This window comes from Acinetobacter sp. NyZ410, assembly GCF_022828975.1.
GTDB lineage: Bacteria > Pseudomonadota > Gammaproteobacteria > Pseudomonadales > Moraxellaceae > Acinetobacter > Acinetobacter guillouiae.
On sequence record NZ_CP094620.1, the window covers coordinates 3,229,796 to 3,255,936 of the forward strand.

Annotated in this window: 42 protein-coding genes; 18 read left to right on the top strand and 24 right to left on the bottom strand. The window is 38.3% G+C overall.

Annotated elements, in window-relative coordinates; genetic code table 11:
• Positions 1–22: 22 nt before the first annotated feature.
• The 20 genes from MTO68_RS15330 to MTO68_RS15425 all read right to left on the bottom strand — a co-directional run bounded on the left by MTO68_RS15330 (position 23) and on the right by MTO68_RS15425 (position 8,874).
• Positions 23–466 carry a hypothetical protein gene (locus MTO68_RS15330; protein ID WP_244013246.1) on the bottom strand — a complete coding sequence of 148 codons (444 nt, stop codon included), beginning with the start codon at positions 464–466 and terminating at the stop codon, positions 23–25.
• 44 nt (positions 467–510) lie between these two features.
• Positions 511–690: a hypothetical protein gene (locus MTO68_RS15335; protein ID WP_244013248.1), complete on the bottom strand. Its 180-nt coding sequence runs from the start codon at positions 688–690 to the stop codon at positions 511–513.
• On the bottom strand, positions 690–872 hold the full coding sequence (locus tag MTO68_RS15340; RefSeq protein ID WP_244013250.1) for a hypothetical protein: 183 nt from the start codon (positions 870–872) through the stop codon (positions 690–692). Before MTO68_RS15340 ends, MTO68_RS15335 begins: the two co-directional genes overlap by 1 nt.
• Before the next feature lie 55 nt (positions 873–927).
• A complete protein-coding gene (locus tag MTO68_RS15345; RefSeq protein WP_244013252.1) occupies positions 928–1,146 on the bottom strand; it encodes a hypothetical protein in 219 nt (72 codons plus the stop codon).
• A 273-nt stretch (positions 1,147–1,419) separates the two neighbouring features.
• On the bottom strand, positions 1,420–2,037 hold the full coding sequence (locus MTO68_RS15350; RefSeq protein ID WP_244013254.1) for a hypothetical protein: 618 nt from the start codon (positions 2,035–2,037) through the stop codon (positions 1,420–1,422).
• 94 nt (positions 2,038–2,131) lie between these two features.
• Complete coding sequence (locus MTO68_RS15355; protein ID WP_244013256.1) at positions 2,132–2,305, bottom strand: hypothetical protein; 174 nt, start codon at positions 2,303–2,305, stop codon at positions 2,132–2,134.
• Between the two features lie 460 nt (positions 2,306–2,765).
• Positions 2,766–3,317 (bottom strand): hypothetical protein, encoded by a 552-nt coding sequence (locus MTO68_RS15360; RefSeq protein ID WP_244013258.1) that lies wholly within the window; start codon positions 3,315–3,317, stop codon positions 2,766–2,768.
• Between the two features lie 9 nt (positions 3,318–3,326).
• On the bottom strand, positions 3,327–3,470 hold the full coding sequence (locus tag MTO68_RS15365; protein ID WP_244013260.1) for a hypothetical protein: 144 nt from the start codon (positions 3,468–3,470) through the stop codon (positions 3,327–3,329).
• Positions 3,470–3,901 (bottom strand): hypothetical protein, encoded by a 432-nt coding sequence (locus tag MTO68_RS15370; protein ID WP_244013262.1) that lies wholly within the window; start codon positions 3,899–3,901, stop codon positions 3,470–3,472. The genes MTO68_RS15365 and MTO68_RS15370 overlap by 1 nt, the downstream gene beginning before the upstream one ends.
• Positions 3,888–4,217: a hypothetical protein gene (locus MTO68_RS15375; protein WP_244013263.1), complete on the bottom strand. Its 330-nt coding sequence runs from the start codon at positions 4,215–4,217 to the stop codon at positions 3,888–3,890. The genes MTO68_RS15370 and MTO68_RS15375 overlap by 14 nt, the downstream gene beginning before the upstream one ends.
• Positions 4,210–4,470, bottom strand: coding sequence for a hypothetical protein (locus MTO68_RS15380; protein WP_239046283.1), 261 nt, complete (start codon positions 4,468–4,470; stop codon positions 4,210–4,212). The genes MTO68_RS15375 and MTO68_RS15380 overlap by 8 nt, the downstream gene beginning before the upstream one ends.
• Positions 4,467–4,805 (bottom strand): hypothetical protein, encoded by a 339-nt coding sequence (locus MTO68_RS15385; RefSeq protein ID WP_244013264.1) that lies wholly within the window; start codon positions 4,803–4,805, stop codon positions 4,467–4,469. The genes MTO68_RS15380 and MTO68_RS15385 overlap by 4 nt, the downstream gene beginning before the upstream one ends.
• Entirely contained in the window at positions 4,802–5,281 is a 480-nt protein-coding gene (locus MTO68_RS15390) for a hypothetical protein (RefSeq protein ID WP_244013266.1), read from the bottom strand. Before MTO68_RS15390 ends, MTO68_RS15385 begins: the two co-directional genes overlap by 4 nt.
• Positions 5,278–5,754 carry a phage N-6-adenine-methyltransferase gene (locus tag MTO68_RS15395; protein ID WP_244013268.1) on the bottom strand — a complete coding sequence of 159 codons (477 nt, stop codon included), beginning with the start codon at positions 5,752–5,754 and terminating at the stop codon, positions 5,278–5,280. The genes MTO68_RS15390 and MTO68_RS15395 overlap by 4 nt, the downstream gene beginning before the upstream one ends.
• On the bottom strand, positions 5,751–6,032 hold the full coding sequence (locus tag MTO68_RS15400; protein WP_244013270.1) for a hypothetical protein: 282 nt from the start codon (positions 6,030–6,032) through the stop codon (positions 5,751–5,753). The genes MTO68_RS15395 and MTO68_RS15400 overlap by 4 nt, the downstream gene beginning before the upstream one ends.
• On the bottom strand, positions 6,029–7,393 hold the full coding sequence (locus MTO68_RS15405; protein ID WP_244013271.1) for a replicative DNA helicase: 1,365 nt from the start codon (positions 7,391–7,393) through the stop codon (positions 6,029–6,031). The genes MTO68_RS15400 and MTO68_RS15405 overlap by 4 nt, the downstream gene beginning before the upstream one ends.
• Positions 7,390–8,205, bottom strand: coding sequence for a helix-turn-helix domain-containing protein (locus tag MTO68_RS15410; RefSeq protein ID WP_244013272.1), 816 nt, complete (start codon positions 8,203–8,205; stop codon positions 7,390–7,392). The genes MTO68_RS15405 and MTO68_RS15410 overlap by 4 nt, the downstream gene beginning before the upstream one ends.
• Positions 8,202–8,360, bottom strand: a complete 159-nt coding sequence (locus tag MTO68_RS15415) for a hypothetical protein (RefSeq protein ID WP_244016018.1) — start codon at positions 8,358–8,360, stop codon at positions 8,202–8,204. Before MTO68_RS15415 ends, MTO68_RS15410 begins: the two co-directional genes overlap by 4 nt.
• Before the next feature lie 46 nt (positions 8,361–8,406).
• A complete protein-coding gene (locus tag MTO68_RS15420) occupies positions 8,407–8,682 on the bottom strand; it encodes a hypothetical protein (protein ID WP_244013274.1) in 276 nt (91 codons plus the stop codon).
• Positions 8,683–8,691: 9 nt separating this feature from the next.
• Positions 8,692–8,874 (bottom strand): Cro/CI family transcriptional regulator, encoded by a 183-nt coding sequence (locus MTO68_RS15425; RefSeq protein ID WP_244013276.1) that lies wholly within the window; start codon positions 8,872–8,874, stop codon positions 8,692–8,694.
• A gap of 77 nt (positions 8,875–8,951) precedes the next feature.
• Here MTO68_RS15425 and MTO68_RS15430 point away from each other — a divergent pair, with 77 nt between their 5' ends.
• The 18 genes from MTO68_RS15430 to MTO68_RS15515 all read left to right on the top strand — a co-directional run bounded on the left by MTO68_RS15430 (position 8,952) and on the right by MTO68_RS15515 (position 20,767).
• Positions 8,952–9,626, top strand: a complete 675-nt coding sequence (locus tag MTO68_RS15430; protein WP_244013278.1) for a S24 family peptidase — start codon at positions 8,952–8,954, stop codon at positions 9,624–9,626.
• A 52-nt stretch (positions 9,627–9,678) separates the two neighbouring features.
• Complete coding sequence (locus MTO68_RS15435; protein WP_244013280.1) at positions 9,679–10,740, top strand: hypothetical protein; 1,062 nt, start codon at positions 9,679–9,681, stop codon at positions 10,738–10,740.
• Complete coding sequence (locus tag MTO68_RS15440; RefSeq protein WP_244013282.1) at positions 10,733–11,317, top strand: hypothetical protein; 585 nt, start codon at positions 10,733–10,735, stop codon at positions 11,315–11,317. Before MTO68_RS15435 ends, MTO68_RS15440 begins: the two co-directional genes overlap by 8 nt.
• 314 nt (positions 11,318–11,631) lie before the next feature.
• Positions 11,632–12,012, top strand: coding sequence for a hypothetical protein (locus MTO68_RS15445; RefSeq protein WP_244013284.1), 381 nt, complete (start codon positions 11,632–11,634; stop codon positions 12,010–12,012).
• 160 nt (positions 12,013–12,172) lie between these two features.
• Positions 12,173–13,093 (top strand): recombinase RecT, encoded by a 921-nt coding sequence (locus MTO68_RS15450; protein WP_244013286.1) that lies wholly within the window; start codon positions 12,173–12,175, stop codon positions 13,091–13,093.
• Entirely contained in the window at positions 13,090–13,749 is a 660-nt protein-coding gene (locus MTO68_RS15455; RefSeq protein ID WP_244013288.1) for a hypothetical protein, read from the top strand. The genes MTO68_RS15450 and MTO68_RS15455 overlap by 4 nt, the downstream gene beginning before the upstream one ends.
• 49 nt (positions 13,750–13,798) lie before the next feature.
• Positions 13,799–14,230 (top strand): hypothetical protein, encoded by a 432-nt coding sequence (locus MTO68_RS15460; protein ID WP_244013290.1) that lies wholly within the window; start codon positions 13,799–13,801, stop codon positions 14,228–14,230.
• Entirely contained in the window at positions 14,223–14,489 is a 267-nt protein-coding gene (locus MTO68_RS15465) for a hypothetical protein (RefSeq protein WP_244013292.1), read from the top strand. The genes MTO68_RS15460 and MTO68_RS15465 overlap by 8 nt, the downstream gene beginning before the upstream one ends.
• Complete coding sequence (locus tag MTO68_RS15470) at positions 14,486–14,743, top strand: hypothetical protein (protein WP_244013294.1); 258 nt, start codon at positions 14,486–14,488, stop codon at positions 14,741–14,743. Before MTO68_RS15465 ends, MTO68_RS15470 begins: the two co-directional genes overlap by 4 nt.
• Positions 14,743–14,988 carry a hypothetical protein gene (locus MTO68_RS15475; protein WP_244013296.1) on the top strand — a complete coding sequence of 82 codons (246 nt, stop codon included), beginning with the start codon at positions 14,743–14,745 and terminating at the stop codon, positions 14,986–14,988. Before MTO68_RS15470 ends, MTO68_RS15475 begins: the two co-directional genes overlap by 1 nt.
• On the top strand, positions 14,989–15,261 hold the full coding sequence (locus MTO68_RS15480) for a hypothetical protein (protein WP_096735538.1): 273 nt from the start codon (positions 14,989–14,991) through the stop codon (positions 15,259–15,261).
• 121 nt (positions 15,262–15,382) lie between these two features.
• Positions 15,383–15,967, top strand: a complete 585-nt coding sequence (locus MTO68_RS15485; RefSeq protein WP_004724599.1) for an aminodeoxychorismate/anthranilate synthase component II — start codon at positions 15,383–15,385, stop codon at positions 15,965–15,967.
• An 18-nt stretch (positions 15,968–15,985) separates the two neighbouring features.
• On the top strand, positions 15,986–17,032 hold the full coding sequence (gene trpD / locus MTO68_RS15490) for an anthranilate phosphoribosyltransferase (RefSeq protein WP_244013298.1): 1,047 nt from the start codon (positions 15,986–15,988) through the stop codon (positions 17,030–17,032).
• An 18-nt stretch (positions 17,033–17,050) separates the two neighbouring features.
• Positions 17,051–17,857 carry an indole-3-glycerol phosphate synthase TrpC gene (trpC, locus tag MTO68_RS15495; protein WP_244013300.1) on the top strand — a complete coding sequence of 269 codons (807 nt, stop codon included), beginning with the start codon at positions 17,051–17,053 and terminating at the stop codon, positions 17,855–17,857.
• A gap of 192 nt (positions 17,858–18,049) precedes the next feature.
• Positions 18,050–18,751 (top strand): Smr/MutS family protein, encoded by a 702-nt coding sequence (locus tag MTO68_RS15500; protein ID WP_244013302.1) that lies wholly within the window; start codon positions 18,050–18,052, stop codon positions 18,749–18,751.
• Between the two features lie 126 nt (positions 18,752–18,877).
• Positions 18,878–19,426, top strand: coding sequence for a GTP cyclohydrolase I FolE (gene folE / locus MTO68_RS15505; RefSeq protein ID WP_171064926.1), 549 nt, complete (start codon positions 18,878–18,880; stop codon positions 19,424–19,426).
• 76 nt (positions 19,427–19,502) lie between these two features.
• Complete coding sequence (locus MTO68_RS15510) at positions 19,503–19,862, top strand: cupin domain-containing protein (RefSeq protein ID WP_004822710.1); 360 nt, start codon at positions 19,503–19,505, stop codon at positions 19,860–19,862.
• 158 nt (positions 19,863–20,020) lie between these two features.
• On the top strand, positions 20,021–20,767 hold the full coding sequence (locus MTO68_RS15515) for a hypothetical protein (RefSeq protein WP_244013304.1): 747 nt from the start codon (positions 20,021–20,023) through the stop codon (positions 20,765–20,767).
• 170 nt (positions 20,768–20,937) lie between these two features.
• Here MTO68_RS15515 and MTO68_RS15520 read toward each other — a convergent pair whose 3' ends face one another.
• The 4 genes from MTO68_RS15520 to eat all read right to left on the bottom strand — a co-directional run bounded on the left by MTO68_RS15520 (position 20,938) and on the right by eat (position 25,926).
• Positions 20,938–21,807 carry a metal-dependent hydrolase gene (locus tag MTO68_RS15520; RefSeq protein ID WP_004724615.1) on the bottom strand — a complete coding sequence of 290 codons (870 nt, stop codon included), beginning with the start codon at positions 21,805–21,807 and terminating at the stop codon, positions 20,938–20,940.
• 472 nt (positions 21,808–22,279) lie between these two features.
• On the bottom strand, positions 22,280–23,095 hold the full coding sequence (gene eutC / locus MTO68_RS15525) for an ethanolamine ammonia-lyase subunit EutC (RefSeq protein ID WP_244013306.1): 816 nt from the start codon (positions 23,093–23,095) through the stop codon (positions 22,280–22,282).
• Between the two features lie 15 nt (positions 23,096–23,110).
• Positions 23,111–24,493: an ethanolamine ammonia-lyase subunit EutB gene (locus tag MTO68_RS15530; protein WP_004724618.1), complete on the bottom strand. Its 1,383-nt coding sequence runs from the start codon at positions 24,491–24,493 to the stop codon at positions 23,111–23,113.
• A gap of 2 nt (positions 24,494–24,495) precedes the next feature.
• Positions 24,496–25,926 (bottom strand): ethanolamine permease, encoded by a 1,431-nt coding sequence (eat, locus tag MTO68_RS15535; protein WP_244013308.1) that lies wholly within the window; start codon positions 25,924–25,926, stop codon positions 24,496–24,498.
• Positions 25,927–26,141: the final 215 nt, after the last annotated feature.

Consider the following 26,141-nt stretch of genomic DNA (forward strand, 5'->3'; position numbering starts at 1 on the left):
GATAAGCATTCAATTTATAAAACTAACAAGAATTACTTTCACCATTGGCTATTTTTTTTAAATTATTCAATGGGCTTTCCCATAATTTAGTAAATGTAACTATTTTCACATTAGTTACATTATCATTAACACCATCAATAGATAAATCAAAACTCCAAATGTATTTCTTTGATGATAACTCGCCACCATAATATGTAGAATATTTTACTCGGCCATCTTCCTTAATTTTATCAAACCCCATTTCAGGGCCTATTCGAGCGTGATTAAGATAGACTGTCAGTTGTTTCTTGCTGTCATGACATTTACTCATATAAGTATCAAAACTTTCTTCAACTTTAGGCAAGTCTCGGTTAATGTTGAATTCGTATCTAAATTTACTTTTCGACTCAAGTTCTACTGAGTTTTTAGGAAAAGTTACGCAAGCACTTATGCTTACAACCGAAATAATTATGAATATAAATTTCATGATTTTGTTCAATTGATATTATTTTTGAATAATACAACAAAGGATTATAATGTTTCCACACTTAACATACTTCTAATTGCTTTAGTTCTTTCTTTTAACTGACTAATCTTTCGATCAATAACAATCATTTCATCACGAGTCATAAGACCACGAGATAGGCTTTGATATTTACTGATCTCAGATTCATATCGCTTGAGATTGCTTAGTGCTTCGGTTCTATCCATCACAACCGACCTTGACGTTTATATTTACGTCTTTTGGCTTGAGATACCTTGTTGGGTTTTGATTTGCCTTTTACTGGCTCTCGCCACTTGATTGAATCCCAATCACTGGCATGTCTTTTAATAGGTTCGGCAAACGCTGCGCTCATACCCAATGCTGCTAATACAATTCGACCTAAACGCATGACTTTCTCCAAGACAAAATAAAACCCCTTAAAAAAGGGGTTGTTAGAGGTGAATTTACATTTGACGAAATCTAGAATTAAGAAAATTTTCAAATAAAGAAAATTCGCCATTCCATATGTAATTTTCTAAAGAAGTCCCATACGCATCCACTCCACGCTCAAGAAAATACATATTGTCTTCATCTAACTCGTTAGGATTGAATTTAATTCCTGAAAATTCAATTTTAGTTCCATCAAGTGGACCACCTAAGCATAAAATTAATTTCTTTTGCATTTGTACTAACCTTACTTATTTGTAAGGATTAATAATACCACATTCAAACAACCAAATGGCTGAGCGTAAAATTACAACATATTGTTATTAAATAATAAAAAGTGTGCATAGCGAACTAAGCCTGAACCACCTTCCCACACTTCCGACACTCTCTCACTGTAAAGAAATCTGAATATTCCCACACGTGACGGCAGAAGATTTGTTTGATTCGGAGCATAGATACCTCCAATAAAAAACCACCGTTGAGGTGGTTAGAGAAACTCAAACAATAACTCAATTTAATTTGTATTTAATTTTCTCAGCTTCCATTACATCACCAGTTTTAAGTGGCAACCAAAAATCATCAATAGATTTTTCAATATTTTTTATACCATCCCACATAGAATTATAAATAATCTGATTTTGTTCAACCTCCAGAAGAACACTTTCAATAAACTCAATATCCATATCATTATTTAAGCTTTTTTGGAGCTCATTTGTTTTTTTAGATTTATCTCCAATTAAATCCCAATAAGCTTTTATTTGCGATCTATGAGTTTCTGCAACACTCCTCATAGCATCTAAGCTGCCTTTGTGATTATTTTCTATTTCAATTAAAAAAACATGTAACTTAAGACTAACACCATTATTGGCATCCGCAAGAGCATTTATTGTTTTAAAATGCTCGCCTATTCGCCCAGTTAACTTAAGTCTCAAATCAAACAATCTTTCTTTGTTGAAATTATCCATTTGTCGAATTGTTAATAGTGTTTGATTGTTTGAAATTTTAATTTGATCCAAGATTTTTAATAGTGCAACTACCGCAACTAAAAAAGCTAAGATACCAATTAAAATTTGTATTTGGCCGGAATTTGTTTCCACCCAAGTTGAAAAGCATATAAAATTATTCATATCTTTAATTTCTAATTTTTACATAAGTTTAATAATATTATCATATTCATTAAAACCAATGGCGCAAAAAAAAGACGCCTAAGCGCCCTTTATTTCACCCCAGCCTTGCCAGCTTTTCAGCCTCGACAAACGCATCATGAAAACTTACTTTATCTGAAAACCAAAACTTATATGTCTTTTCACCAATAACAATTGACTGCTGAAAGTAATCATTTGGACTTTTCTCTACAACTTGACCGTTCTGTTCGCCACCAACGCAAATATTCATGTGTTTTCCTATTTATCGGTGGGAGTTTAGCACTTTTGATTGGTCTGAAATGTAAAAAGCCCACTTTTAAGTGGGCTTTAAAAAATTTGGTGTGGAGAGGAGGATTTTCACCTCAGAGCGGCCATTCTGCTCTTCCACTTAGATACTTTGTTCACACGATCACGTAAGGCTTTTTGCACTCCACAACACACTCAACACTCTCCACGCTCTCTTCCAATTAAAATTGATCATTATTCTTCTCCTCTAAACTTTTTAAGGGTGTTTCGAATGGCTCTTAACGAAAAGAACCAACCAGCAAGGAATACAAAGATACTGAACAGCGAACAAAAATCCAAGCTTCCAAGCGTTGGGGCTGGTGTTAAAGCCAACTTACCAACTAAGAACCTTGTTTGGTCTCGGATGAACCGTATTACGACCAGTATAGAAAAACTATACCTTAGTTTCCGATATAATGGAATCCCTATGCTTTCAAATCTTTGTAAGTATTTTTTCTGTACTTTTCAATGGCTTCTGAAGCACATTTAATAGAGGTTTCCAAAGCAATAACCATCATATTTTCGTATTGTTTCCATGTCTTGCGATACTGATCGACTGACATTTGATGTGTACGAATCCCTGCATAATACAACCGACCTTGTGCCGTGAAGTTATTCTCAAGTTCTGGATCAATAGAGAAATCAATTACCATTCGAGCAATCAACACTGCCAAATAATCTAATTGAATCCCTTCTGGTTCTCGACGCTTATCACTCAATGCATTTGCAATCATGATTTTTGCCAAATGATTCTGTACAAACTCAAAATCACTCTTACTGTTTTGTCCAAAGATGATCACCGAAGTAATCGACTTCTCTAACTGGGTTTCCATTGACGCAATAGCACCCAAGCGATCTTGATAATCCAATGGTTTCTCTCCTGTACCCTGTACATCACTACCGAATTGCGGTGACTTAGCAGTGATGCCATGAGTCAACCACTCGAATTGTTCAAACTTCTCTGCTATTGCGTTCATAATTGCCCCTTAACCTAATACTCGTACTGCCACTATTGCTGCTAAAAACATGCCCACTACAACGATAAAGAAAACCCAATCCAGTACCGCACCATCAGATATTTTCACTCCCATCATGAAAATGAACAGGAAGAAAGCTAAGATCCATTGCATTAACCCATCCCCCAAATCAACATACCTGCATCACGCTGCTCTTGATTCGTTCTACCTTGCCAGCCAGTAATGCGATTAAATTCTTCTGAATTCTTTTTGGTTTTGGTTGGTCTTACTTCAACCACTGCTAAACCGAAAGATTTCGCCATTTCTACAAGTAATTTGCCTGTCGCTTGGTTCTCACCTACATTCTTAGCAATTCGCTCACCTGCGCGCTTAGATTGACCAATACGACTATGTAGATTTGATTTTTTATTCATCCAACCTGCCTCGATCACCACTTTCTTGATCTGATCCTGGTGACTGCGGAATAGTTCAACAGTTTCAGCAAAGGTTAAATTTTTCAGCTCGAATGACTGTCCTAAGACAGCCACCCCCGATTTTTCAAGGTCTGGATCAATGCCGATGATGAGGGGTTTAGTAATTTGCATTGTTGCCTCTCCCCTTGTTGCTAAATAACAAATCAATTAATTCACGCACAATGATTGACTCTAAAAGCCTTGTCTTAATGTGCTTATTTAGTATTTGCTTAACTTTGGCTAACGCAAATTCAGACTTTTCCAGTTCAGTAATCCGTTTTTCTTTCTCTTCAACCTCAGTCTGTCGGGATTGCCACACCTCCCAAGTCATTTGAACTGGCAACACCCGATAAACATCGCCATCTTTGACAAACAAGCCATCACCATGAATAAAGAGCATGTTTGTGTAGAAATCTTGGCTTGCAAACCATTCTTTAAACTTATCCATGACGTTCTGCCTCCAAAACTCTAACCCAATCAATTGGCACATAATCAATCGGCATGGCTCCAAGATCAGCCAATTTTTCAATCGTTAAATCTGTTCTAATCCAAAAACCAACATCTTTGTTACTCCAATACAAAACAGCTTTAGTAAGCGGTTCAACTCGATAGTAATTTGTACAATTACGAGAATGAGGTGTTCTGAAATGGGTTGTACCATTTGGCTTGTTAGCTCTAATTTCTTTGATACTTAGACTCATAAATCCACCACCTTCGTACTCGGGCTAACGTGATTGCGAATGTCTGTGACGTGGTCTTCATCAAGTGGTAGATAGTTCTTAGTGCTATCGCAGTGTTTGCATACTAAGCTTCTATACTTATCACCATTGCTCGTCATGTCATTCCATTCATGATTGCAATGATCTTCGTCATGTTTTGCAATGGCGGTGCGGAGGTCTTCAATAACCAAACACTTAGAGCATGGAATAAAATCAAGAAACTTCTTCTTCTCCACACACCACCAAATTGCCCAATCAGGCGCCCCATCCACAATCTCTCTCATCTGCTCAATCGTCAGGTTGTTTATAGTTGTCATAGTGCCACCATTTGATTTAAGCGATTGAACAAAACAGCAGCAGGGTTTAAATCCTCCACCATTCCCACACATGAGGCTGTAGCCCATGCACTTACAGCGGTTAAGTCTTTTAAGTCATGATCAACAGCATCAAGCCATTGCTTAGAAACACCAGACCAGCGCACCTTAATTCCACCCTGTTCAACCTTGATGTGCTTAGCACCATTGATCACTTCTTTGATGCTCATTGGCTTGTTGAACTGCCACTCCATTTCATGCTCATGAAGTGTTCCATCGTCAGCTTTGGCGGTTGTTTTAATTGCGACCTTCCAAATCTGTTTACGCTCAACTCGATGACTCAAAAGCAAAGGAACAAATGAACCTTGATAGATCAACTTCAAATCATCGTCAATCACATCACGATCAAGCGAATCAACATATTCAGCAGTGCTAATGATTTCCCAAGTAGCTGATAGTTTTTGTTTGGTTTTTCTCACACCCCACCCCCTACGCTTTCCCACTCGACATCATTTAGACTCGGACGAAAAACCACAACACAACAGCCGAATGGTGCATTTGACTTGGAACCTCCAAACTTCAAACGACCACGAATAAAGTGAATTTCACGACCCAAACAATAATCTTGAAACCAACGTGCATCAGTGCGCACAGGAACTAAAGCCACAACTGTGTGCCCTTGCTCTGCTGTGTATGCAGCCTTGGCAACCCATTCAATAATTTCACGACCGTATGGCGGATTCATCCAGCATGTTCCAGTCCATTCTTGCTTTAAACCGTTCTGCTCTGGACTAAAGAATCGCTCACACTTTGCGTTTTCAGCTAAAGCACATACATCGAGATCAAAGTTAAAAACTGCATTTAACTTGTTGAAAAAATCTTGAGGGGTTGCCCAAACATCTGTCCTATTTTCAGCAAGACCAAATAGTTGTTGATTTGCCATAGTGTTCATGCTGATTCCCCTACGCTTTCCACGTCTTCAATGGCTTTGTAAATTTCAAATGCACGACCTTCAATATCATTATCAAATAGACAATCTGCTTCTTTTTTTGCAGATTTAATGCCTCCTTTTGATTTCACCAACTCCCAGCTCTCGACTAGTTTTTGCAATTCATTGCAATTTAGACCAGACTGGAGCATTAATAATTGGTCTATCGTGTAACTTGGTAAATTCAAGAATTTCTTGGCTTCTTCCCAACCATGTTTTTTCACAAACTCAACCGCATTCATACCGACTCCCCTTGCATCATTGCGTAATATTTAGGACTTAAATCTGCAAATGTTGAGCGAGCTAAGTCGGTTGCTAATTTCACTGTCCCAGTTGAACCATTACGTGCTTTACCAATAATGATTTCAGCCGTTCCAGCCTCTTTGGATTCCTTGTTGTAAACCTCATCACGGTAGATAAACATAATGATGTCTGCATCCTGTTCTAAATCACCCGACTCTTTTAAATCGGCATTTACTGGACGTTTGTTCGGTCTGTTTTCAAGGTTCCGATTCAATTGAGCCAAAGCAAATACTGGGCATTCAAAATCACGAGCAATCTTTTTCAATTCCCCTGAAATCTCGCCAATATCTTTGTCAGAGCGACCATAATTATTTTTAGTGAGTGGAGTTACACGCTGGATATAATCAACAAATATCGCCCCGACTTTTCCATATTCAGCTTGCACTTTTCGTGCTGATCTACGGATTGTTGAAGTCGTTGAACGAGCATTGTCATCAATCATCAAAGGTGCTTTTTCTAAGATCATTGCGGCAGTATTGATCTTTCCACAGTCCTCAATTTGAGCCTTACCACTTAAAACTTTTCGCAACTCAATTTGACCAATTCCACTAATCATTCGCTGTGCAATCTGCTTGCCTGACATCTCGATTGATACGAACAAAACTGGTAATCCTTGGTTGACCATCATGTCTGCTGCAAAGTTCTGAGCGAGCGTTGTTTTACCCATGCTTGGACGAGCGCCGATGATGACTAAATCACCTTTGCCAACTTCACCCAGTTTGTTATCCAACTCACAGAATCCAGTACGAATACCACCATCAAAAGCCGTGTTGTTATGCAAAGCTGTATGTCGCTCTAAAAACTCCTTAATTGCGTCCTTAGAGAATTCATGAGCATGTTTAAGGCGATTGCCCACCGTACCTGTTTCTAAGCCACTGACTAGAGCCTGTGCGCGATTTAAAGCGGTTTCCGATGTGTACGAAACCATATCCAAAGCAACTGTACCGATTTGCTTACTCACATCCTGAATTTTTCTACGAGTTGCAAAATCTTTAAGTTTTTTAAGGTGTGTTGGTAAAAGTGAATGAGGGCAGTAACACCCCATCAAGTTGAGAATGAATTTTTCATCAACCGCATTGACTTCAACCGCATTAGCACGAATTAATTCCCAAATCATCACCTGGTCATACGCTTCGCCTTTCACAAACTGTGATTTCACATGAGACCAAATAATTTGATGTTGAGCTGCGTAGAAATCACTTGAATCTATCTGCTCAATGTACTCGTCCATGCCCTGCTCAGTACCGATCACAGTAGACAAAATCGCTTGTTCAACAGGGATAGAAAATAATTCAATCATTGGTCCATCCCCTTGAATGATTTGCGTACGCCTTTGAATTCTGTGCTTGGTGCTTGCTGTGATTGTTCAGGTTGAGAAACTTCGATGTACTCAGGGTGTAATTTCACATGACGTTCAAATTTGTCAGAAATCCAATTTGCAAACTTGTAAAGTTTTTTGGCATCAGACAAAACTTGACCATCGAAATGAGCGTTGAATGCTCCAAGCTCAAATTCAAAACTTGGTAATCCAAAAATGAATTTTAGATTTTGACCATGACCCTTTTGCTGAAGAACTCCGATCAACTGATTTTGATTTGGAATCCACTCGTGTTGACAAGAGAGATTCATTGGGAGATTCCCTGAGAGATTCTGTGTACCGTTTTTGGTACTGCAAAATGGGAAATTTGGTACTGGTTGATGGGAAATTTGGTACTGGTTACCCTCTTCACCTATCCCATTTTTGGTACTGGTTGATTGGTCTGGTGTACCGTTTTTGGTACTGTTAGAATCATCTTCACCAGTACCGTTTTTGGTATCGCTTGGGATGTTTTGCGGTTCATCGTGGCGACCATAAACACCGACCAATTGATAAACTTTTACACCTTTTCCACGCACTTCACCTGTGTGAAAAATGAATCCTAATTTTTGCAAATCATCCAAAGCCTTCATCACAGTTTTGCGATCAAGACAGGTATCTTTAGATAATCTTGAGATGCTTGGGAAACACTTATGATCATCCCCAGCACGATCAGCAAGGCTTAGCAGAACAACACGACGAGGAGCAGTTTTAACATCAGCACGCCATGCCCAATTCGTTGCATCAATGCTCATGCGCTTGCCCCTTGTATAAATGCCCATAGTTCAGCCTTTGCAACTACTACAGACTGAGCAGTCGGAAGTGAGCGCATTTCAGCGTGTTCTTCGACTGCCTTTTGAAATAAATAAATCTTTCGCTGTAGCTCAATGTCTGTTAAAATTTTATGCATATTCATTTCCATCTCGTTATGAATGTATGAAGCCTGATCTTGACCATCAGGCTTTTTTAATGTCTGTCAGATCGTTCCGACCTGATAAATCTGTGAACTGTTCATCGTTTTTATGGTTCTCTGTCAATCCAAAGATCCGTTGCTTAATCTTGGTCTCAGCTTTCAACTGTTGGAGATGAGGTTTGATTAAGTTTTCGTACACATATTCACTAGCACCCTGTCCTGCTCGAAGCATTTCAGCCAAAGACGACAATTGTTCTTTGTGGTCTGTTGGCATGTGGATAGTGATAGATGCATCCTTTTTTGGTTTGCGTCTGGTCATGAGTTGTTCCTATGCCACCTGTTGGCGAGTAATTGGTTTTTTTCCATCTGCTAAGTCGCGGATTTGGTATTCACGAGCTAATGGGATTTTGTTTTCTGGCCATTGATAAACTGCTGATGGTTCAACTCCCAAAAGCTTAGCTAGCTCAACGCCATTAACTCCAAGCAACTTTAATGCTTCTTGTTTGGTCATCACTAACACCTTAAAAATAAGATTTCTTAGTATTTAATCAAAGAAAACTTATAAAAGCAATATGTAAGATAACTTATATGGAAAAACAATCTGCTGGTCAGCGCATACGTGCGCTTAGACGTTCGAAAAAATTAACTCAAGTGCAATTAGCAAAGATTGCAGGAGTGAGTTCGCCTGCTGTTACTGAATGGGAAAAGGATAGTTATTTGCCAAAAGCTGCTTCTTTAGAAGCAATGGCAAATGAATTTGGCGTAACTACTGAGTACATTCTCACTGGTAAAGGTGGTGAGCCTAAAAACGAGCATAATGTTGCACCTATCGCCCCTAAAATGGCGCCTGTTCTTTCTTGGGTTCAAGCTGGTGTATTTACGAATGTTGAAGCAATAGATATGTCACGTGTTGAGGAGTGGCTTCCTCTTCCTGATGATTGTGACAAATGTTTTTATCTTAAAGTTCAAGGGCTAAGTAATTATCCAGTTTTCGAGGAAGGTGATTACATCCTTGTAGACCCAACTGTTCAGTATGATGAAATGCAATCTGGGGATGTAATTGTTGTAAGAAAACATGATGAGGCGACTTTTAAACGCTTAGTTATTGAGACTGACAATTCAAGATATTTACAGGCAATAAATCCTGAATTTAAACCAAATATTATTCCACTTGATGAAGAATGTATTTTTGTTGGTGAAGTTATTGATTCAGTTAGATATGTTTTCAAGTCTAAGCGAAGATCAAAGATAAGAAAAAGTTAAGCTGCGAACCCGACGCAGTCCTTTAGAAAAGATCGGGGAAATAGAGGAATTTATGAGCAAACCAGTCTTATTTTCAATTCATGATTTTAGGTTTAATGCTAAACGTTTTAACAGGGACCTAGAGGAACCAGTACAGCCAATTGATATAATTGAAGTATTTAAAGAGATTGCAAAGCTCAATTACAGCGAGTACAACTATCCTTTAAGTGAAGATACATTGATTTCACGTATCAAATTAATTGAGATAAACGAAGCTAAAAAATATATCAGTCTTTTGGTAATTATTTCAGATAAAAATGCAAGGAATCGCAGCTATACAGATAACTCAACGGGTAAGACTAGACTTACAAATAAAACAAAAAATGAAGGTGATGATTCACGTGTGCACATAGTAATTCATACTAATAATGACAAATTTTCAGGTAAATTAGCTATTGAAAGAGAACGAGGATCAAGAGTTAATCCAAATCTTTTAAGAGTCTTAATTGATCGCTCAATGGAATTCATTTATGAAAACCATAAAACTCAGCCTGATGTATTAAAACTATTTTCAGAAGATCATCCTTCAGGCTTTAAAGATGAAAATGGTGCTTTTCAAAGATTACCTAAAAAAATTAAAGCAACAATAGATAATGTTTTTAGTGATGCCGTATTAAATGCTTTTAAGCTTGGTAAAATTGAAGATCTAGAGCTAATTCATACACATCAAGTAACAAAGACTGACCAGCACTCTTCCTTCCATAGCACGTCTAGTTCGTTCCATTTTGAAGTAGACCCACAAGTTATTCCAAATGAGGTTACTTCACCAGAAGAAATTCAGACTACTTTAGTGACCAAGCTAACTCATTTATGGGAGTCAACATTTAGTAAATCCACTCCAATCCCTTTATCTGAACACAAATATCGAATTAAATATAAGGACGACTTTGGTGAAGTTGTAACACATACATATACTCCAGCGGAGACTTTGGATTTTACGCTGGCTAAAACTATAAAAATAGACCATCGCACTTTCACCCCTATAGACTGGAAAGAAACTCCTGAGATAAACTCAACTCTATGCTTACAAATATTTTTAAAGTTAAAAGCTTTACAGGATGAAAAGTATGAGTAGAGAAATTCTTAGACCATGCGATTATCTTTGGATAAGCTGGAAAGATAACCCAAGTGAAAACAAGAAAAAGGATAGGATGGATTGGATATTTCCTTTCTTATTTTCAGTAATAGTGTGCATTTTTTTATTTTTAACTCATAAATTCAACTTTGTATGCGTTACTTCATGTAAATCGATTCTATATTACAATGATGCGTTTAGTATAATTTTAAATTTTCTACAAACTATGCCAGGCTTTTATATTGCAGCATTAGCAGCTATTTCAACTTTTAATAATCCTGGCATGGATATAGATATGGTTGGAAGCACACCTATTGATAAAGATAGCAAAAAGATGACACGAAGAAGATTTTTAGCACAATCTTTTTCTTATTTAACTTTTTTAAGTATTGTCTTGCTTATTTTTGGTGCAATCATTAAATATTTTTATAGCTTAGATTTGGTTATAGTTAACTCAACATTGTTTTCAATTACCTACATGACTGTAACTTTTATTTTGTTTGTATTTCTGTTTCAATTAGTTTTTATTACTTTTTATTGTCTTTACTACTTAGGAAATAGAATTCACCTACCATAAATACTCAACTAGCTTTAATCCAACCCACCCAGCGTGGGTTTTCATTTACCTGTAACACCGAAAACCTATAATCAACACCAAGGTTACTGAAGGATAACCTGTAATAACTAAGTTTGACCTATCTCGCCCTGCTATTTGCAGGGTTTTCTTTTGTCTGTTAAATCATACATAAAATAAGTTTTCTAAAAAATATAAGATTTCTTAGAATAATTATTGACAATAAAACTAAGTTTTCTTATATTTACCTCATACACAAACAAAAAAGCCCCATCACTTGCAGGCGTCGGGGCTTTTACTCAAAGAGTGAGATAAGTATGAATGCAAAGCTAAACGAGATCAAGTCAAACATGCTAGTAGGCACAGGGGCTATCGCCTTATTAGTCTCAGCTTTTGTTTTAGATCCAACGCAACCAAAACAACAAGTCGTTACTGCCCCTTTCGTTATAGATGAAATCTCAGAATCAAATGCTGTTGTTCATACAGCAAACCATGAATTCACTTTGGAAATCGAATTTGATGCACGTTATTTCAAAGATGGTAACGGATTCATTTCAGGTCGTGATGCTGAATTAAATCAAATCAAAGAAATCACTGTGTTTAACGAAAATGGTCAAACTGAAAATTATTATTTAGATCAATCAGATGTAAGCATCTTAGCCAATCAACTTGAATCAGAATTACGTGATCGCTTATAGCGGTCACTAGGAGTACATCATGGTTCTATATGTCGATTACATCATTTGTGAAGGCTGCGGAAGATCAGTCAGCAAAAAGAAAGATTCATTACTCAATGACGGTGTGTTTTTCCTTTGTACATGCGGTTGTTTCAAGAAAATTGGGAATTAGGAGAAAAAGATGAATGCACCAGTAAAAAAAGAAAATCAAATCGCTGAACATGATCCCAAGTCAATCAAGGCTTATGTTTCAGACTTAACGATTCGTAAAAAATTCGAAGAAGTGTTAGGCAAGAAAACTCAAGGATTCTTAGCTTCTGTTATGCAAGTTGCCAATCAACCACAGTTAAAAAATGCGGTACCTGCAACAGTGATTAATGCTGCAATGATGGCAGCAACGCTTGATTTGCCAATCAATAACAATCTAGGTTTTGCCTACATTGTTCCATACAAGCGCAAATTTAAAGATGGTCAAGGTCGTTGGCAAGAAAGCAATGAAGCTCAATTTCAAATGGGCTACAAAGGATTTATTCAGTTAGCTCAACGCTCAGGACAATTCAGCCGTATTGCAGCAACACCAGTTTTTGAAGGTCAATTGATCTCAGCAAATCCCCTGCTCGGTTATGAGTTTGACTGGACTGTTGAGAATAAAGGTGAAGCAATTGGCTATGTGGCTTTCTTTAAATTGCTTAATGGTTTTACTGCTGAACTTTACATGAGCAAAGCAGATGTGACTAAACATGCAGGACGTTACAGCCAGTCATTCAAATATGGTGGTGTGTGGAAAGATAACTTTGAAGCTATGGCGCTCAAAACAGTAACAAAGCTTCTACTGTCTAAGCAAGCACCGCTTTCAATTGAAATGCAGACAGCGCAATTGGCGGATCAAGCCATTGTTCGTGATGTTGAATCAAATGATTTTGAATACATTGATCACAATGAGTCTGTGGCAAATCTTGAAGCACCAAACCCAAGCCTAAGCGATGAGGATTTTAATGCAGCGCTTGAACAACTTAATGCTGGTGCAATTGATAAAGCGTACATCTTAAATGGTTATTCATTAACAGATTCTCAAAAAATCGCTGTGGAGGCTCAAGGATGAAACTATTCCGTGCTTCAAGCCTTCACAAGCTGATTGGCGACCCTAAAAGGAAAGGTGAAAGCCTTTCTGATACAGCTAAAACTGAAATCCGATCGATTGTTAAAGAGGATTTATTCACATTCAAGTCGTTCACAGGCAACCAGTACACCCAAAAAGGTAATTGGCTTGAAGAAATGGCAATTGAGTTGTCAGGAAAGATGCGGTTTCGTGCTTATCAAAAGCATGTTGGTCGAGTTGATAATGACTTGATCACTGGTGAATGTGATGTGCTTGATCTAAAAAATAAATTGATTATAGACACAAAATGTTCGTGGGATATTGGTACTCACCCATTCTTTCAAGATGAAGCTCAAGACAAAGCAATCAAAGCTGGTTATGACATTCAGATGCAAGCTTACATGTGGCTTTACGGATGTGAGCGTGCAGAGATTGATTTCTGGTTATTCCCATGTCCTGAAGAACTTTTAAAGCCTTACGAAGATCAAGAACAGTTAATAAATTTGGTTGCTGAAATTGATATTCGAGAACGCTTAACAACTGTAGTCATTGAGCGTGATGAATTAATCATTCAGAAATTCAAAGACAAAATTCCCTTCTGCCAAGCTTATTACAAAAAGCTTTATGCAGAACGCAAACGAGGGAGATTAGTAGCATGACCCTCCTAAAACTTTATATAAAACTTTGGCAAATGGCGTGGTGGTTGTGATGGAAAGAAAACCTGTTTTGGTTGGCTTGAGAAATGGTCGAGTAATAGCCTTATCAATTGACACTTCAAATGAAGAACGTCTTTCATTTATTGAAAATGGCTGTGACTCAGTGATATTGATGCCTGAAAATTCTGATGTGCCAGATTTCAAAGTTGAATATGAAATTAAATTTGTTGATAAAGCCACCCCTGAAGGGTTTGTTTTGATGCCAAGTGGGGTTTTGGATTTAACTCGATTCATGTGTGAAACATGGACTGAAATTGACAAATTTGTTTATAAGAATTGTCAGAATTTAGAATTATACCCCCTTATTCAAGGATCAAAAACCCAATCTGCAATTAGAAAAATAGGCAAACAGAAATTTAATCCGTTTGCGGTTGGTGCTGGTATTCAAGCAATGATTGAAGCACAGGAGCAAAGTCATGACTAAATACGACTGGTCGAATGTGCCGAAAGAAGTGAAGTGGATTGCTACTGGATTCCACAGCAAAGCAAAGATGGGGTTTATAAGTAAGCCGCTAAAAGACGGAGCAATGCTTTGTTGGTGTTCGAGATGGTTAAATGGTGAGCAAGTTAAACTTAGTGATGTTTCAGAATTCAAAGGCGACTGGCAAGACTCACTTGAAGAGCGACCAACAGAAAAGGATTTACCTGAAACCGTGGTTAAGAGTTTAGGAGAAGTGGCGTGATTGAACTTTGCGTAAAGACTGAAAGTGGTCGTAGTGTTAATCCTTGCACTACTCTTTTAGATGCAATTCGTACTGAAGTTTTGGAACAAAATCGCTTTTCAGTAAATCTAAAAACAGGTGAAAGAATTAGTCGAGTTGCTGTATGTACAAGAAAATTTAAAGGTAAGTATGCTGTTTTTTCAAATTGCCCTTTCTGTGGTGCTGATATTGATACACAGGATTATGGGTTGAAGGAAGAAAAGGAGGAAGGTTGATGACTAAAACTTACGAAATCCGAACCCTATCTGATTTCTTCAAAATCCCAAATGATCGAATTGAAGATTGTTTAAAAGAGTTTGCTGTTGGTTTGGAATTCTTAAAAGCAAATCATGAGTTAATGGGGCTGGAAAATGGGCAGATGGAATTTTTTAACTGGACTGATGATGGCAAGAAAAACATAACTGCCGATTTTAAGTTTGGCAAAGATGTGATTCGTTCTGAAGTGAAGGAGATAGATTAAATGAAATCAGAAAGAGACAATGATCTGCTTCAAGCCATATTTAACGAGATGCAAGAATTAAAGCGATCTTTATCGATTAAGGATGAACGCAGAGTAAGCGTGAAGGAGTTTGCGCAACGAATGGGCTATTCTGAACCCACCCTTTGGGATCGAATAAATAATGGCGTCCTAACCCCTCCACAAAAGGATGGTGTGCTAAGTTTTTGGCTAAATAGCTATGTTAATGAAGCTGTAGCCACAAAATGTAAAAAATCTGCTAAAGTAGCCGCTTAGATAGCGGCTTTTTTGTAAAAGCTGTTGTTTAAATAGACACTTAGCAAAGTGAGTAACATTGTGAGTAACTTCACATCCAGTCTACACATTAAGCGATATATTTCAAAAGGTTAAGTTTGATATGCTTCTAATGATCGATAATTACGATAGCTTTACGTATAACATTGTCCAATATTTTGGCGAGTTAAACCAAGACGTTAAAGTTGTTCGCAATGATGCCGTGACCTTAGAGGATATCGAACGATGGCAACCAAAGTACTTAGTGATCGGTCCTGGTCCTTGCTCACCCTCTGAAGCAGGAATTTCTATCCCTGCAATTCAGCATTTTGCAGGAAAAATTCCAACACTCGGTGTGTGCCTAGGTCACCAAGCGATTGGTCAGGCTTTTGGCGGCGAAATTGTGCGTGCCAAAACGGTGATGCATGGCCGTTTATCTGACATGTATCATAGTGACCAAGGGATCTTCAGCAACTTGCCTTCTCCATTTTCAGCAACACGTTATCATTCACTCGTGATTGATCAAGCCAGTGTGCCTGAGTGTCTGGAAGTCACTTGCTGGACCAATGAAGCAGATGGTTCTATCGAAGAAATCATGGGTGTCAAACATAAGACATTGCCAATTGAAGGCGTGCAGTTCCATCCAGAATCCATTCTGAGTCAACATGGTCATCAGATCTTTAAAAACTTTTTAGAAATTTATGCTTAATATGCGTAGTACAAGATAATGAATATTCAACAAGCTTTAAATAACATCACTAAAAATATCGAACTCACTCAACCTCAAATGGAGGAAGTGATGCGGACCATTATGCGTGGTGAAGCCACAGATGCCCAAATTGGTGCATTTATGATGGGACTTCGTTTAAAAGGTGAAAGTATTGACGAAATCACCGCTGCGGCACGTGTAATGCGTGAGTTTGCAATTAAAATTGATGTGGGGGATATCCCGCATTTAATTGATATTGTTGGCACGGGTGGTGATGGACAAAACCTATTTAACGTCTCTACTGCCTCTTCATTTGTTATTGCGGCAGCAGGTGCAACTATTGCAAAACATGGAAATCGTGGTGTTTCTTCTAAATCAGGCTCGTCTGATCTTTTAGAACAGGCCGGGATTAACCTTGATCTAAATATGCACCAGACAGAACGATGCATCCGTGAAATAGGGGTTGGTTTCTTATTTGCCCCAAACCATCATAAAGCGATGAAATATGCGGCTGGCCCACGTAAAGAATTGGGCTTCCGTAGTATTTTTAATCTCCTTGGCCCGCTTACGAATCCGGCTGGGGTACGTCGCTATGTGATTGGTGTATTTTCAACAGAATTGTGTCGTCCACTGGCCGAAGTTTTAAAACAACTGGGGGCTGAACACGTCATGGTGGTTCATTCTAAAGATGGCTTAGATGAAATCAGTTTGGCTTCCTCGACTTATGTTGCTGAATTAAAAAATGGTGAAATCACGGAATGGATGATTCAGCCAGAAGATGTAGATATTGAATCTCAAACCTTAACTGGACTTTCTGTTGATAGTGCTGCTGAGAGCCTAGCATTAATCAAAGACGCGCTCGGTAAGAAGAAATCAGCAAAAGGTGAAAAAGCAGCCAGTATGCTGGCATTAAATGCAGGTGCTGGTATCTATGTTTCAGGTCTAACCAAGAGTTATAAACAAGGTGTCGCTTTAGCACATGATATTATCTATGGTGGGCAAGCTTTAGAAAAAATGGGCATTTTGTCTGAATTTACCAAAACACTCAAAGAGTATGAAGCTTAAGGATTAGAGGACGTTATCATGGTGGATATTGCCAATACAATGTTGGGTAAAATTGTTGATCGTAAATACGAAGAATTTGCTCAACGTTTAAAACAACGTAGTTTAAACGATGTTGAAGCGCTTGCTCAAGCTGCAACACCTGTGCGTGGTTTTGCCAAATCTTTATACAGTAAACGCCCAGGTGTGATTGCTGAAATAAAGAAAGCCTCACCATCAAAAGGGATCATTCGTGAAAATTTTAACCCTGCTGAAATTGCTCAACAATACCAGCAAGCCGGTGCAGCCTGCTTATCTGTTTTAACAGATTTAGATTTCTTTCAAGGTGCTGATGAAAATATTAAGATTGCACGTAGTCACTGTGAATTACCTGCGCTACGTAAAGATTTTTTGATTAATCCTTACGGCGTTATCGAAGCGCGTGCTTTACATGCCGACTGTATTTTATTGATTGTGGCTTGTTTGTCAGATCAACAACTTGAAGAAATGTCAAAGACCGCATTTGAGCAGAACCTTGATGTTTTGGTTGAAGTTCATGATGAAGCTGAACTGGAACGTGCATTGCAACTTTCAGAGCGTTGTTTACTGGGTGTGAATAACCGTAATTTAAAAACCTTTGATGTCGATTTAAATACCTCATTGCGTTTGAAGAAGTTACTTCCACCTTCACGTTTACTGATCACTGAAAGTGGTATTGCAACACCAGATGATGTGCGCATGATGCAAGAACACGATATTCATTCGTTCCTTGTGGGTGAAAGCTTTATGAAGCAACCACGCCCTGATCATGCATTTAATGCGTTGTTTGGTCTGCCTGAAACAGTGTAATTAAAAGTCAAAGGGTGAGTTCGCTCACCCTGTTTTCATATTTCCCCAATCACCCCTATAAATTTTTCAACTCCCAACATTCAAGTCACGATCAAAGCAGATATAACTGTGTGAATTCAATTCAGTTCAATTTTGACAAGATTCAGACTATACTGAGCGCCTAATACCGTCCATTTACTGTTTTTTGCAATTATGAGTAAATCTGATTCCACATTCTCTAAATCACAGCTTGATTTATTAAAAAAATTCAAAAAACAAATCACTTCTCCTCATGCTTCAAAAGTTGCAGTGCAACCTGAAAGTAAGAATGCACAAGTAACAGCACCTGAAGAGTTAGATGATGCTGATTTGTTTAAAACCGCACTTGGCGGTGTAACCAAACTCGATAACGGCAATATTGCCAAAATCGAGCGTAGTGATTTGCGCAAAAAACCAGATGCAAAAACCCTTGCCAAACGCGCGGCGGCTGAAGGTGCATTTGAAATTAATGATGCAGAACTGTCAGATACTCAAGCGATTTTAAATCCTGTTGCAAGTCAGGCAGCTTTAAGCTATCGCATCGCAACACTACAACATAAAGTTTTTGAAGACTTAAAAGCTGGTAATCTACGCTGGTTTGAAGCTGTTGATTTACATGGTTGTACTGTTGAAGAAGCACGCTCTGCTGTATTGCAAATCATTCAAATGGCAAAAGATGAAAACCAAAATGTCATTAAAATTGTCCATGGCAAAGGTCCAGAAGCCATACTCAAAACTTATGTGAACGGCTGGCTTCGTCAACATCGTGATGTTTTAGCTTTTGTCAGTGCTCCTGAAAAACAAGGTGGCACAGGCGCAGTTTTGGTTTTACTGAAACGTGCTGAAAGAAATCCAAAATCAAATGGAAATCCATGATCATTTGTTTTAAATGATCAAAACTCTCTTAAGTGTCGGTTTATCTTGTAATTAGAAAATATTATTCATTTTTCTGATACAATGCCGTCCTTGTTCAAACCGTATAAGTGAACACGTTTTATGTCTATGCAGCAATCCTACGCAAATATTTTAACTGCCGTTGGCGAGGACTTAGACCGTCCTGGTCTGAAAGATACGCCTATGCGTGCGGCTAAAGCTTTTTCGTACTTGACGTCTGGCTATAGCAAAACGTTGGAAGAAGTGACCAATAATGCGGTCTTCCCTTCTGATAATGATGAAATGGTCTTGGTAAAGAATATCGAATTTTATTCGTTATGTGAGCATCATTTATTGCCTTTTCATGGTCGTGTACATATTGCCTATCTCCCTTCTGGCAATGTTTTAGGACTGTCTAAATTTGCCCGTATAACAGAAATGTTTGCTCGCCGTTTACAGATTCAAGAACAGTTGACCAAGCAAATTGCAGATGCAGTGGCTGAAGTTACCCAAGCACGTGGTGTTGCGGTGGTCATTGATTCAGCGCACATGTGTATGATGATGCGTGGTGTCAGCAAACAAGAATCGACCACACGTACCGTGTCATTTGTCGGTGATTTTAAAACAGATAAAGAAGCACGTCGTGAGTTTTTATCTGCCGTGCCTGAAGCACATTAAGACTGATCATTCAGTAAGCAATATAAATATCAAAGCCTCATTTTATTGAGGCTTTATTTTATGATAGGGTTTTACAATGTCTTTAATTTGGTTGGCAGGTCATGGTTTAACGCACAGTGAAACCACTATCGATTATCCTCGTGCAGAGCGATTGGTTAAAGGAAATCCAAAACGACTCACGCAAAGTTTGTATGAACATCCCAATATGAATTGTGGTATTTGGCAATGTGAGGTCGGTGCCTGGGATATTCAATTTGCAGACAATAAACAAGAATTTTTTCAGGTGATTGAAGGTTCTGTACGTTTGCATGATAAAAACACATCATCATTTGTAGAAATTAAAGCTGGTGAAGCAGGAATTATCCCACCTTCATTTATCGGTACATTTGAAGTGCTTGAAGCAGTTAAAAAATATTTTGTTGTGGTTGAAGTTTAAGCCACTAAGACTTGTGACTTTTTTGATGATCAGCGGGTTCAAATATAAGCTTTTTTATATTTTTTGCTTTCTTATAGCTTATATTTGTAAAACACTCACTTACTGTCCACTTAAAACTATATGATTTAAATTATCTCAGCCTTATACCATTATTTTAAATGAAAAATTTACTGATCTTGATTTCAGCGTTAACTGCCACTAGCGCCTTTGCCGACAATCTAAATGCCAACGAATTAAAAGATGTGCAAAGTGTCATTAAATTATTTAAAAATAAAAATATCACCGCGATTTCAAACAACATTACCTACCCCTTACATCGTGAAGAACCCATCCCAAGTATTGCCAATGCAACCCAGATGAAACAACGCTTTAACCAAGTGTTTGATACTCAACTTATTCAAGAGATCGTCAACTCAAAACCATCACAATGGGAAAGTATGGGTTGGCGTGGTGTGATGCTCAATGGTGGCACACTATGGTTAGATGGTCATAAAATTAAAGCCATCAACTACAGTAGTGATGCTGAACAAAAATATAAAGCGCAATTGATTTCACAACAGAAAATTCAATTACATTCATCACTTAAAAATTTTAAAACACCTGAATTACAGTTTAAAACCGCCAAATTTCAAGTGCGTATAGATGCTATGCCCAATGGTAAATACCGTTATGCATCTTGGGGAACAAAACAGTCGCAAGCGACAAAACCTGATCTGATTTTAAATCAAGGTCGTGTTGAAATGGATGGTTCAGGCGGCAATCACCACTACATTTTTAACAGTGGTACATATCAATATGTGGTTTATCGTCATGTTTTAGGTGCAAGTGAAACACCAGATGTCACATTAGAAGTCACTCAAAAAGGCAAAAAGATCCTTTCGCAAGCAGGCAAATTATTTAAATAGTTTGTATCAATGATTGAGCTGAATCATTTTTCTCAAGTTTTTTCTAATTCATACAGATTTAAAGCTAGTCGAGCAAATCACCATGATGAACTGCTCGATAAGCTGTTCAAAATCATGTGCTGTGCGATATATCACAAACACACAGCCAATCCTTTAAATATGATATTTGATTATTTTTTTTCAGCCAATTGATAAATCAATTGTTCCATTTGTTGCATGTATTGACGGTTCTCATGGTCCCACGGATGGAAGTTTGGACGGAAATAATCGATATAATTTCCCAATTGCTTTCTCAATACACCAATGCCGCCAAAGGTATAATGATAGGTCTTTTTCCAGCTGGATAAATCGCTTAACTTCCCTTCTCCTTTAACAATGGTCAAGAATACAGGGATCACTAAGCCCCAGAACACAATCGTTGCGACCACCAATCCAAAACTACGAACAGCATAGGCATAAGGACCATGCCCCATTGCAGTATTCCATACATCAAAAGCCACGGCTTTATGTTCTGTTTCTTCAAAAGCATGCCAACGCCAGATATTGGCATAATGTTCTTCAGCCCCTTCAAATAACTCAGGTGTCCGTAATACAGAATCTGCCAATAAAGCGGTAAAATGTTCTAATGCAATTGTTCCACTGAGCCAAAAATATGCAGGTAAGTGTTGTTTAAGCAGACCAAAAATCTCTAAAACCAATGCTTCAAATTTTGGTGCAATCGGTGAGCGTGCAAATAAGGCTTGGTTATATTCTTCATGCTCACGTCCATGCATTGCTTCTTGACCAATAAAAGCCGTCACCGCTTTTTGTAATTCTGGGTCTTGGACTAAATCACGATGTGCCCTTACCGCATCAATAAAGAAGCGTTCGCCAATAGGCAAGACAATAGAAAACGTATTTAGCAATGCGGTAAAAATTGGACCTGCGGCGGTATGCCAATCTGCGATTCGCTCTGCAGGTAGATTAAATCTAACATCACGGCGAATAGGTAATGGCTCATGATACACACTCGATTTAATAAATTTTTTTAAAATGCCCATGGTTGATCCTGCCTCTGGCTGATTATCATTTTTTTAATTTAGCTGGTGCGCTTATTAGAATTTTACTTAACTGGGTATAATTCCATAGGTCATTTCGACTCATTTACATGTCATTGCATCTCTATTTCATGATATTTTGATTGAATAAGTCTCTCAAAGCATGTCGATATATGCTTGCGATACCATCAACATCATGATCTAAATTGAGCAAAAAGTGGGTCGTTCAAATGCCTTTTTCAGTTCAAAAATAGGCTTTGCTGAAATGCTGCATCAAGCATATTCAATAAAAAACGCCGAGTCATAACAGAAATTAAATGTAAGATATTTCAGAGAAATACATTTAGTTTTTTGATTTATTTTTTAAACTTAAAGGTTTTCACAACACTTAAGCTTGAACAAATACTCTAGTATTTACAAAGCAATGCCTTAAACATCAAGGCACTGCTTTGTTCAAGATATAAAAATTTAGCCGTTAGAATAATAATTTTTTAGGATGCTCATCGCTTTGTAATGGAACAACGTGGTCATCTTTTAAATCGACCCCTGAAAGTTGTAATTTAAATGAATTCCTCATCAACGCCATTAAACGCTGTGTGGCAATTTGAATACTCAGCCCTGCAGGTCGTACATTGGAAATACAGTTTCGGCTTGAATCCATACTGCCTTTTCGCGCTTTCCATGTGTAATATACCCCCATACTATCAGGTGAGCTTAGACCAGGCCGTTCACCAATCAACATAATCAATAAGGGTGCATTAAAACTTTCCGCCACTTCATCGCCTAATGCCACACGACTCCCTGTTGCAAGTACAATTGGCGCCAGTTTCCAGCCCTCAGCATCAATTTGTTCACGTAAGGAATTGATATAGGCAATGGCATTCTCTTCTATTGCACGTGCAGATAAGCCATCACCAACCACGATACATACATCATATTGCTGTGGGTGCTGTTGTACATAAGTCGTGAGTTGAGTTTGAGCCTGTTCAGATAACTCACGGCCCAAATCAGGACGCTTTAAATATACTTCTTTGTCGGTTGCTTTACTTTCCACAATGAGACTTTCAAATTTTAAATCTCTAAGCCGAGCTTGCATATTTTCAGTATCTAATTGGTGAAAAACAGCATCTTTGGCCTGTGCATGCGAGAGTTGAAACTTAAGCAGTTCTTGAGTTGGAATGCTACATCCTACTCTTCCCATCGCAATACGAGCATCAGTATATTGTTTTAACTTATGCCAAGGATCTTCATGAAAACCATTTGGAAAAGTTTCAAGTTTTGAGAGCTTCATGGTTTACTCTCCTTTTTATGATAATAATTTAGCAAAGTTTTTTGGCATACTGCTTGGCCAATGAATTTGCCGTTGTTCTTGGTGCAAAATTCCTTGCTGATCTAACCAAGCCGAAAACTCAGGGGCCGGTTTTAATCCCATTAACTGACGTAAATATAAGGCATCATGGAATGATGTAGTTTGATAATTCAACATCACATCATCCGAGCCTGGAATTCCCATGATAAAGTTAATTCCCGCAGCACCAAATAGCGTGAGTAACACATCCATATCATTTTGATCTGCGTCGGCATGGTTGGTATAACAAATATCACAACCCATAGGTACACCGAGTAATTTGCCACAGAAATGATCTTCTAACCCTGCACGAATAATCTGTTTCCCATCGTACAAATACTCTGGACCGATAAACCCAACCACAGTATTGACCAATAATGGATTGTATTTACGTGCCACTGCATAGGCTCGTGCTTCAATAGTTTGCTGGTCCACACCATGATGCGCATTACTGGATAAGGCACTGCCCTGTCCAGTTTCAAAATACATGACATTTTGACCAATTGTGCCTCGGTTGAGTGCTAAAGTCGCCTCATATCCTTCCTGAAGTAAATCCAAGGTAACACCAAAGCCTTCATTGGCCAGTTGTGTGCCTGCAATGGATTGGAACATTAAATCAATTGGAATATTACGTTCTGCAAGTTGAATCCCTGAGCTGATATGGGTTAACACGCAAGATTGTGTTGGTATTTCATATTCTTGAATAATATGGTCGAGTAACTTTAACAATTCCGACAAATTATGTAAGTTGTCTGTGGCTGGATTAATCCCAATCACAGCATCACCATTACCATACATCAAGCCATCCAATAAGCTGGCCGAAATACCCAATACATCATCGGTTGGATGATTCGGTTGTAAGCGGGTTGATAAATGACCTTTTAAACCAATCGTATTGCGAAATTGTGTCACCACTTCACATTTACTTGCAACCAGAATTAAATCCTGATTACGCATAATTTTACTCACAGCAGCAACCATCTCTGGCGTTAAACCCTTGGCTAAATTGGCCAATTTTTCAGAAGTTGCATCTTCACTCAGCAACCAATTGCGAAAATCACCTACAGTAAAGTGCGCAATTGGCGCAAATAAATCAGCACGATGTTCATCAATAATTAAACGCGTAATATCATCTTTGTCATAGTCGATGACCGTTTCATTTAAAAAAGTTTTTAACGGGACTTCTGCCAAGGCCATCTGTGCTGCCACACGTTCCGTTGCATTACTGGCTGCAACACCGGCCAACTCATCACCAGAACGTAATGGGGTTGCCTTAGCCATTAAGGTCTTTAAATCTTGGAAAATATATTGTTGCTGAGCAACACTATAACGATAACTCATAATTATAATTCCTGTTCTGCTGCCTTAATGCTGGCAAATTCTTCTTCTGGTGTGCCTGAAATCAGATGATGACGACTATAAACAAGAAAATAAACAATGAAGACCACATAGATACCCAAAGCGATAAACCAGACTTTAGGATCAACAAGGAAACCCGCAACCACGGCGACAATTGATAAGATCAACGCAATACTGGAAGTAAAAATACCACCAGGTGTTCGATATGGACGATATACATCAGGTTGTGAAATACGTAATTTGATATGCGCCATCATCATTAAAACATAAGAAATCGTCGCACCAAATACCGCAATCAAAATCAGTAAATCTCCCTGTTTGGTCAATGACAATAAAAAGCCAATAATCCCCGGAATAATCACGGCTAAATATGGCGATTTATTTTTGTTGGTCAATGATAAAGACGTCGGTAAATAACCCGCACGAGAAAGTGCAAAAATTTGCCGCGAATAGGCATAGATAATCGAGAAGAAACTCGCGATTAAACCAGCCAAGCCAACAAAATTTACAAAGTTCGCCAACATGCCGTGCCCATATACTTTAACCAGCGCATCCACCAAAGGGGCACCTGAATCTTTAAGTACACTTGCACCTGCTGCGCCCGCACTCAATATTAAAATCAAGATGGCAAAAGCAGCCAAGATCAACATTGCACCAATCAAACCGCGTGGTAATGATTGTGCTGGATTTTTGGCCTCTTCAGCAGCTAAAGGAACGCCTTCTACAGCAAGGAAAAACCAGATTGCATACGGAACTGCTGCCCAGATCCCTAAATAACCTTGGGGTAAAAAGCTACTCGCACCGGCTTTAGATGAATCAACTGCAATATCGAATAGATTGGCATTATTAAAATGAGGAATCATCGCAACAAGGAACACCACCACTGCAACCACTGCGATCGCAGTAATCACAAACATGATTTTAAGTGCTTCACCTGCACCTTTTAAATGAATCCCCATAAAAACCAAATAACAGATTAAATAAATTAACCATCCGCCAACTCCAAATAAGGATTCACAATATGCACCAATAAAGGTCGCGATTGCTGCTGGAGCGATAGCGTATTCGATCAGAATCGCTGTTCCTGTTAAATAACCACCAAATGGTCCAAAAGCCATACGGGCAAAACTGTATCCACCACCTGCTGTAGGGAGCATGGTCGACATTTCTGACATTGAGAGGCATATACATAGATACATGATCGCAGCAAAAATCACTGCGACAAACATACCGCCCCAACCGCCTTGAGCGATACCAAAGTTCCAACCAGCAAAGTCACCTGAAATCACATAGGCAACCCCTAAACCGACCAAGAGTAACCAGCCAACAGCACCCTTTTTTAATTCTCGTTGAGCAAAATATTCTTTGGAATCTTCTGTTTTTACGATAGTTGATTGTTCATTTCGAGCGTCCATTATCGTTCCTTTTTAATTTGCCTTCTTTTGTATAAGCAAAAAAAGTGCCTTTCCTTGGATGACGTCAATGTTTTTTGTTCAATCCCATGAACATCACGTCTTATCAGTTGTTAAAAACTGCTTTTAAATGAATCTACCAAACAAAGGTAGGAGAAAAGTTGAATAGCACCAAACTAGAGAATCGGAAAAAGTTATTGAAAATTGAATAATTAAAA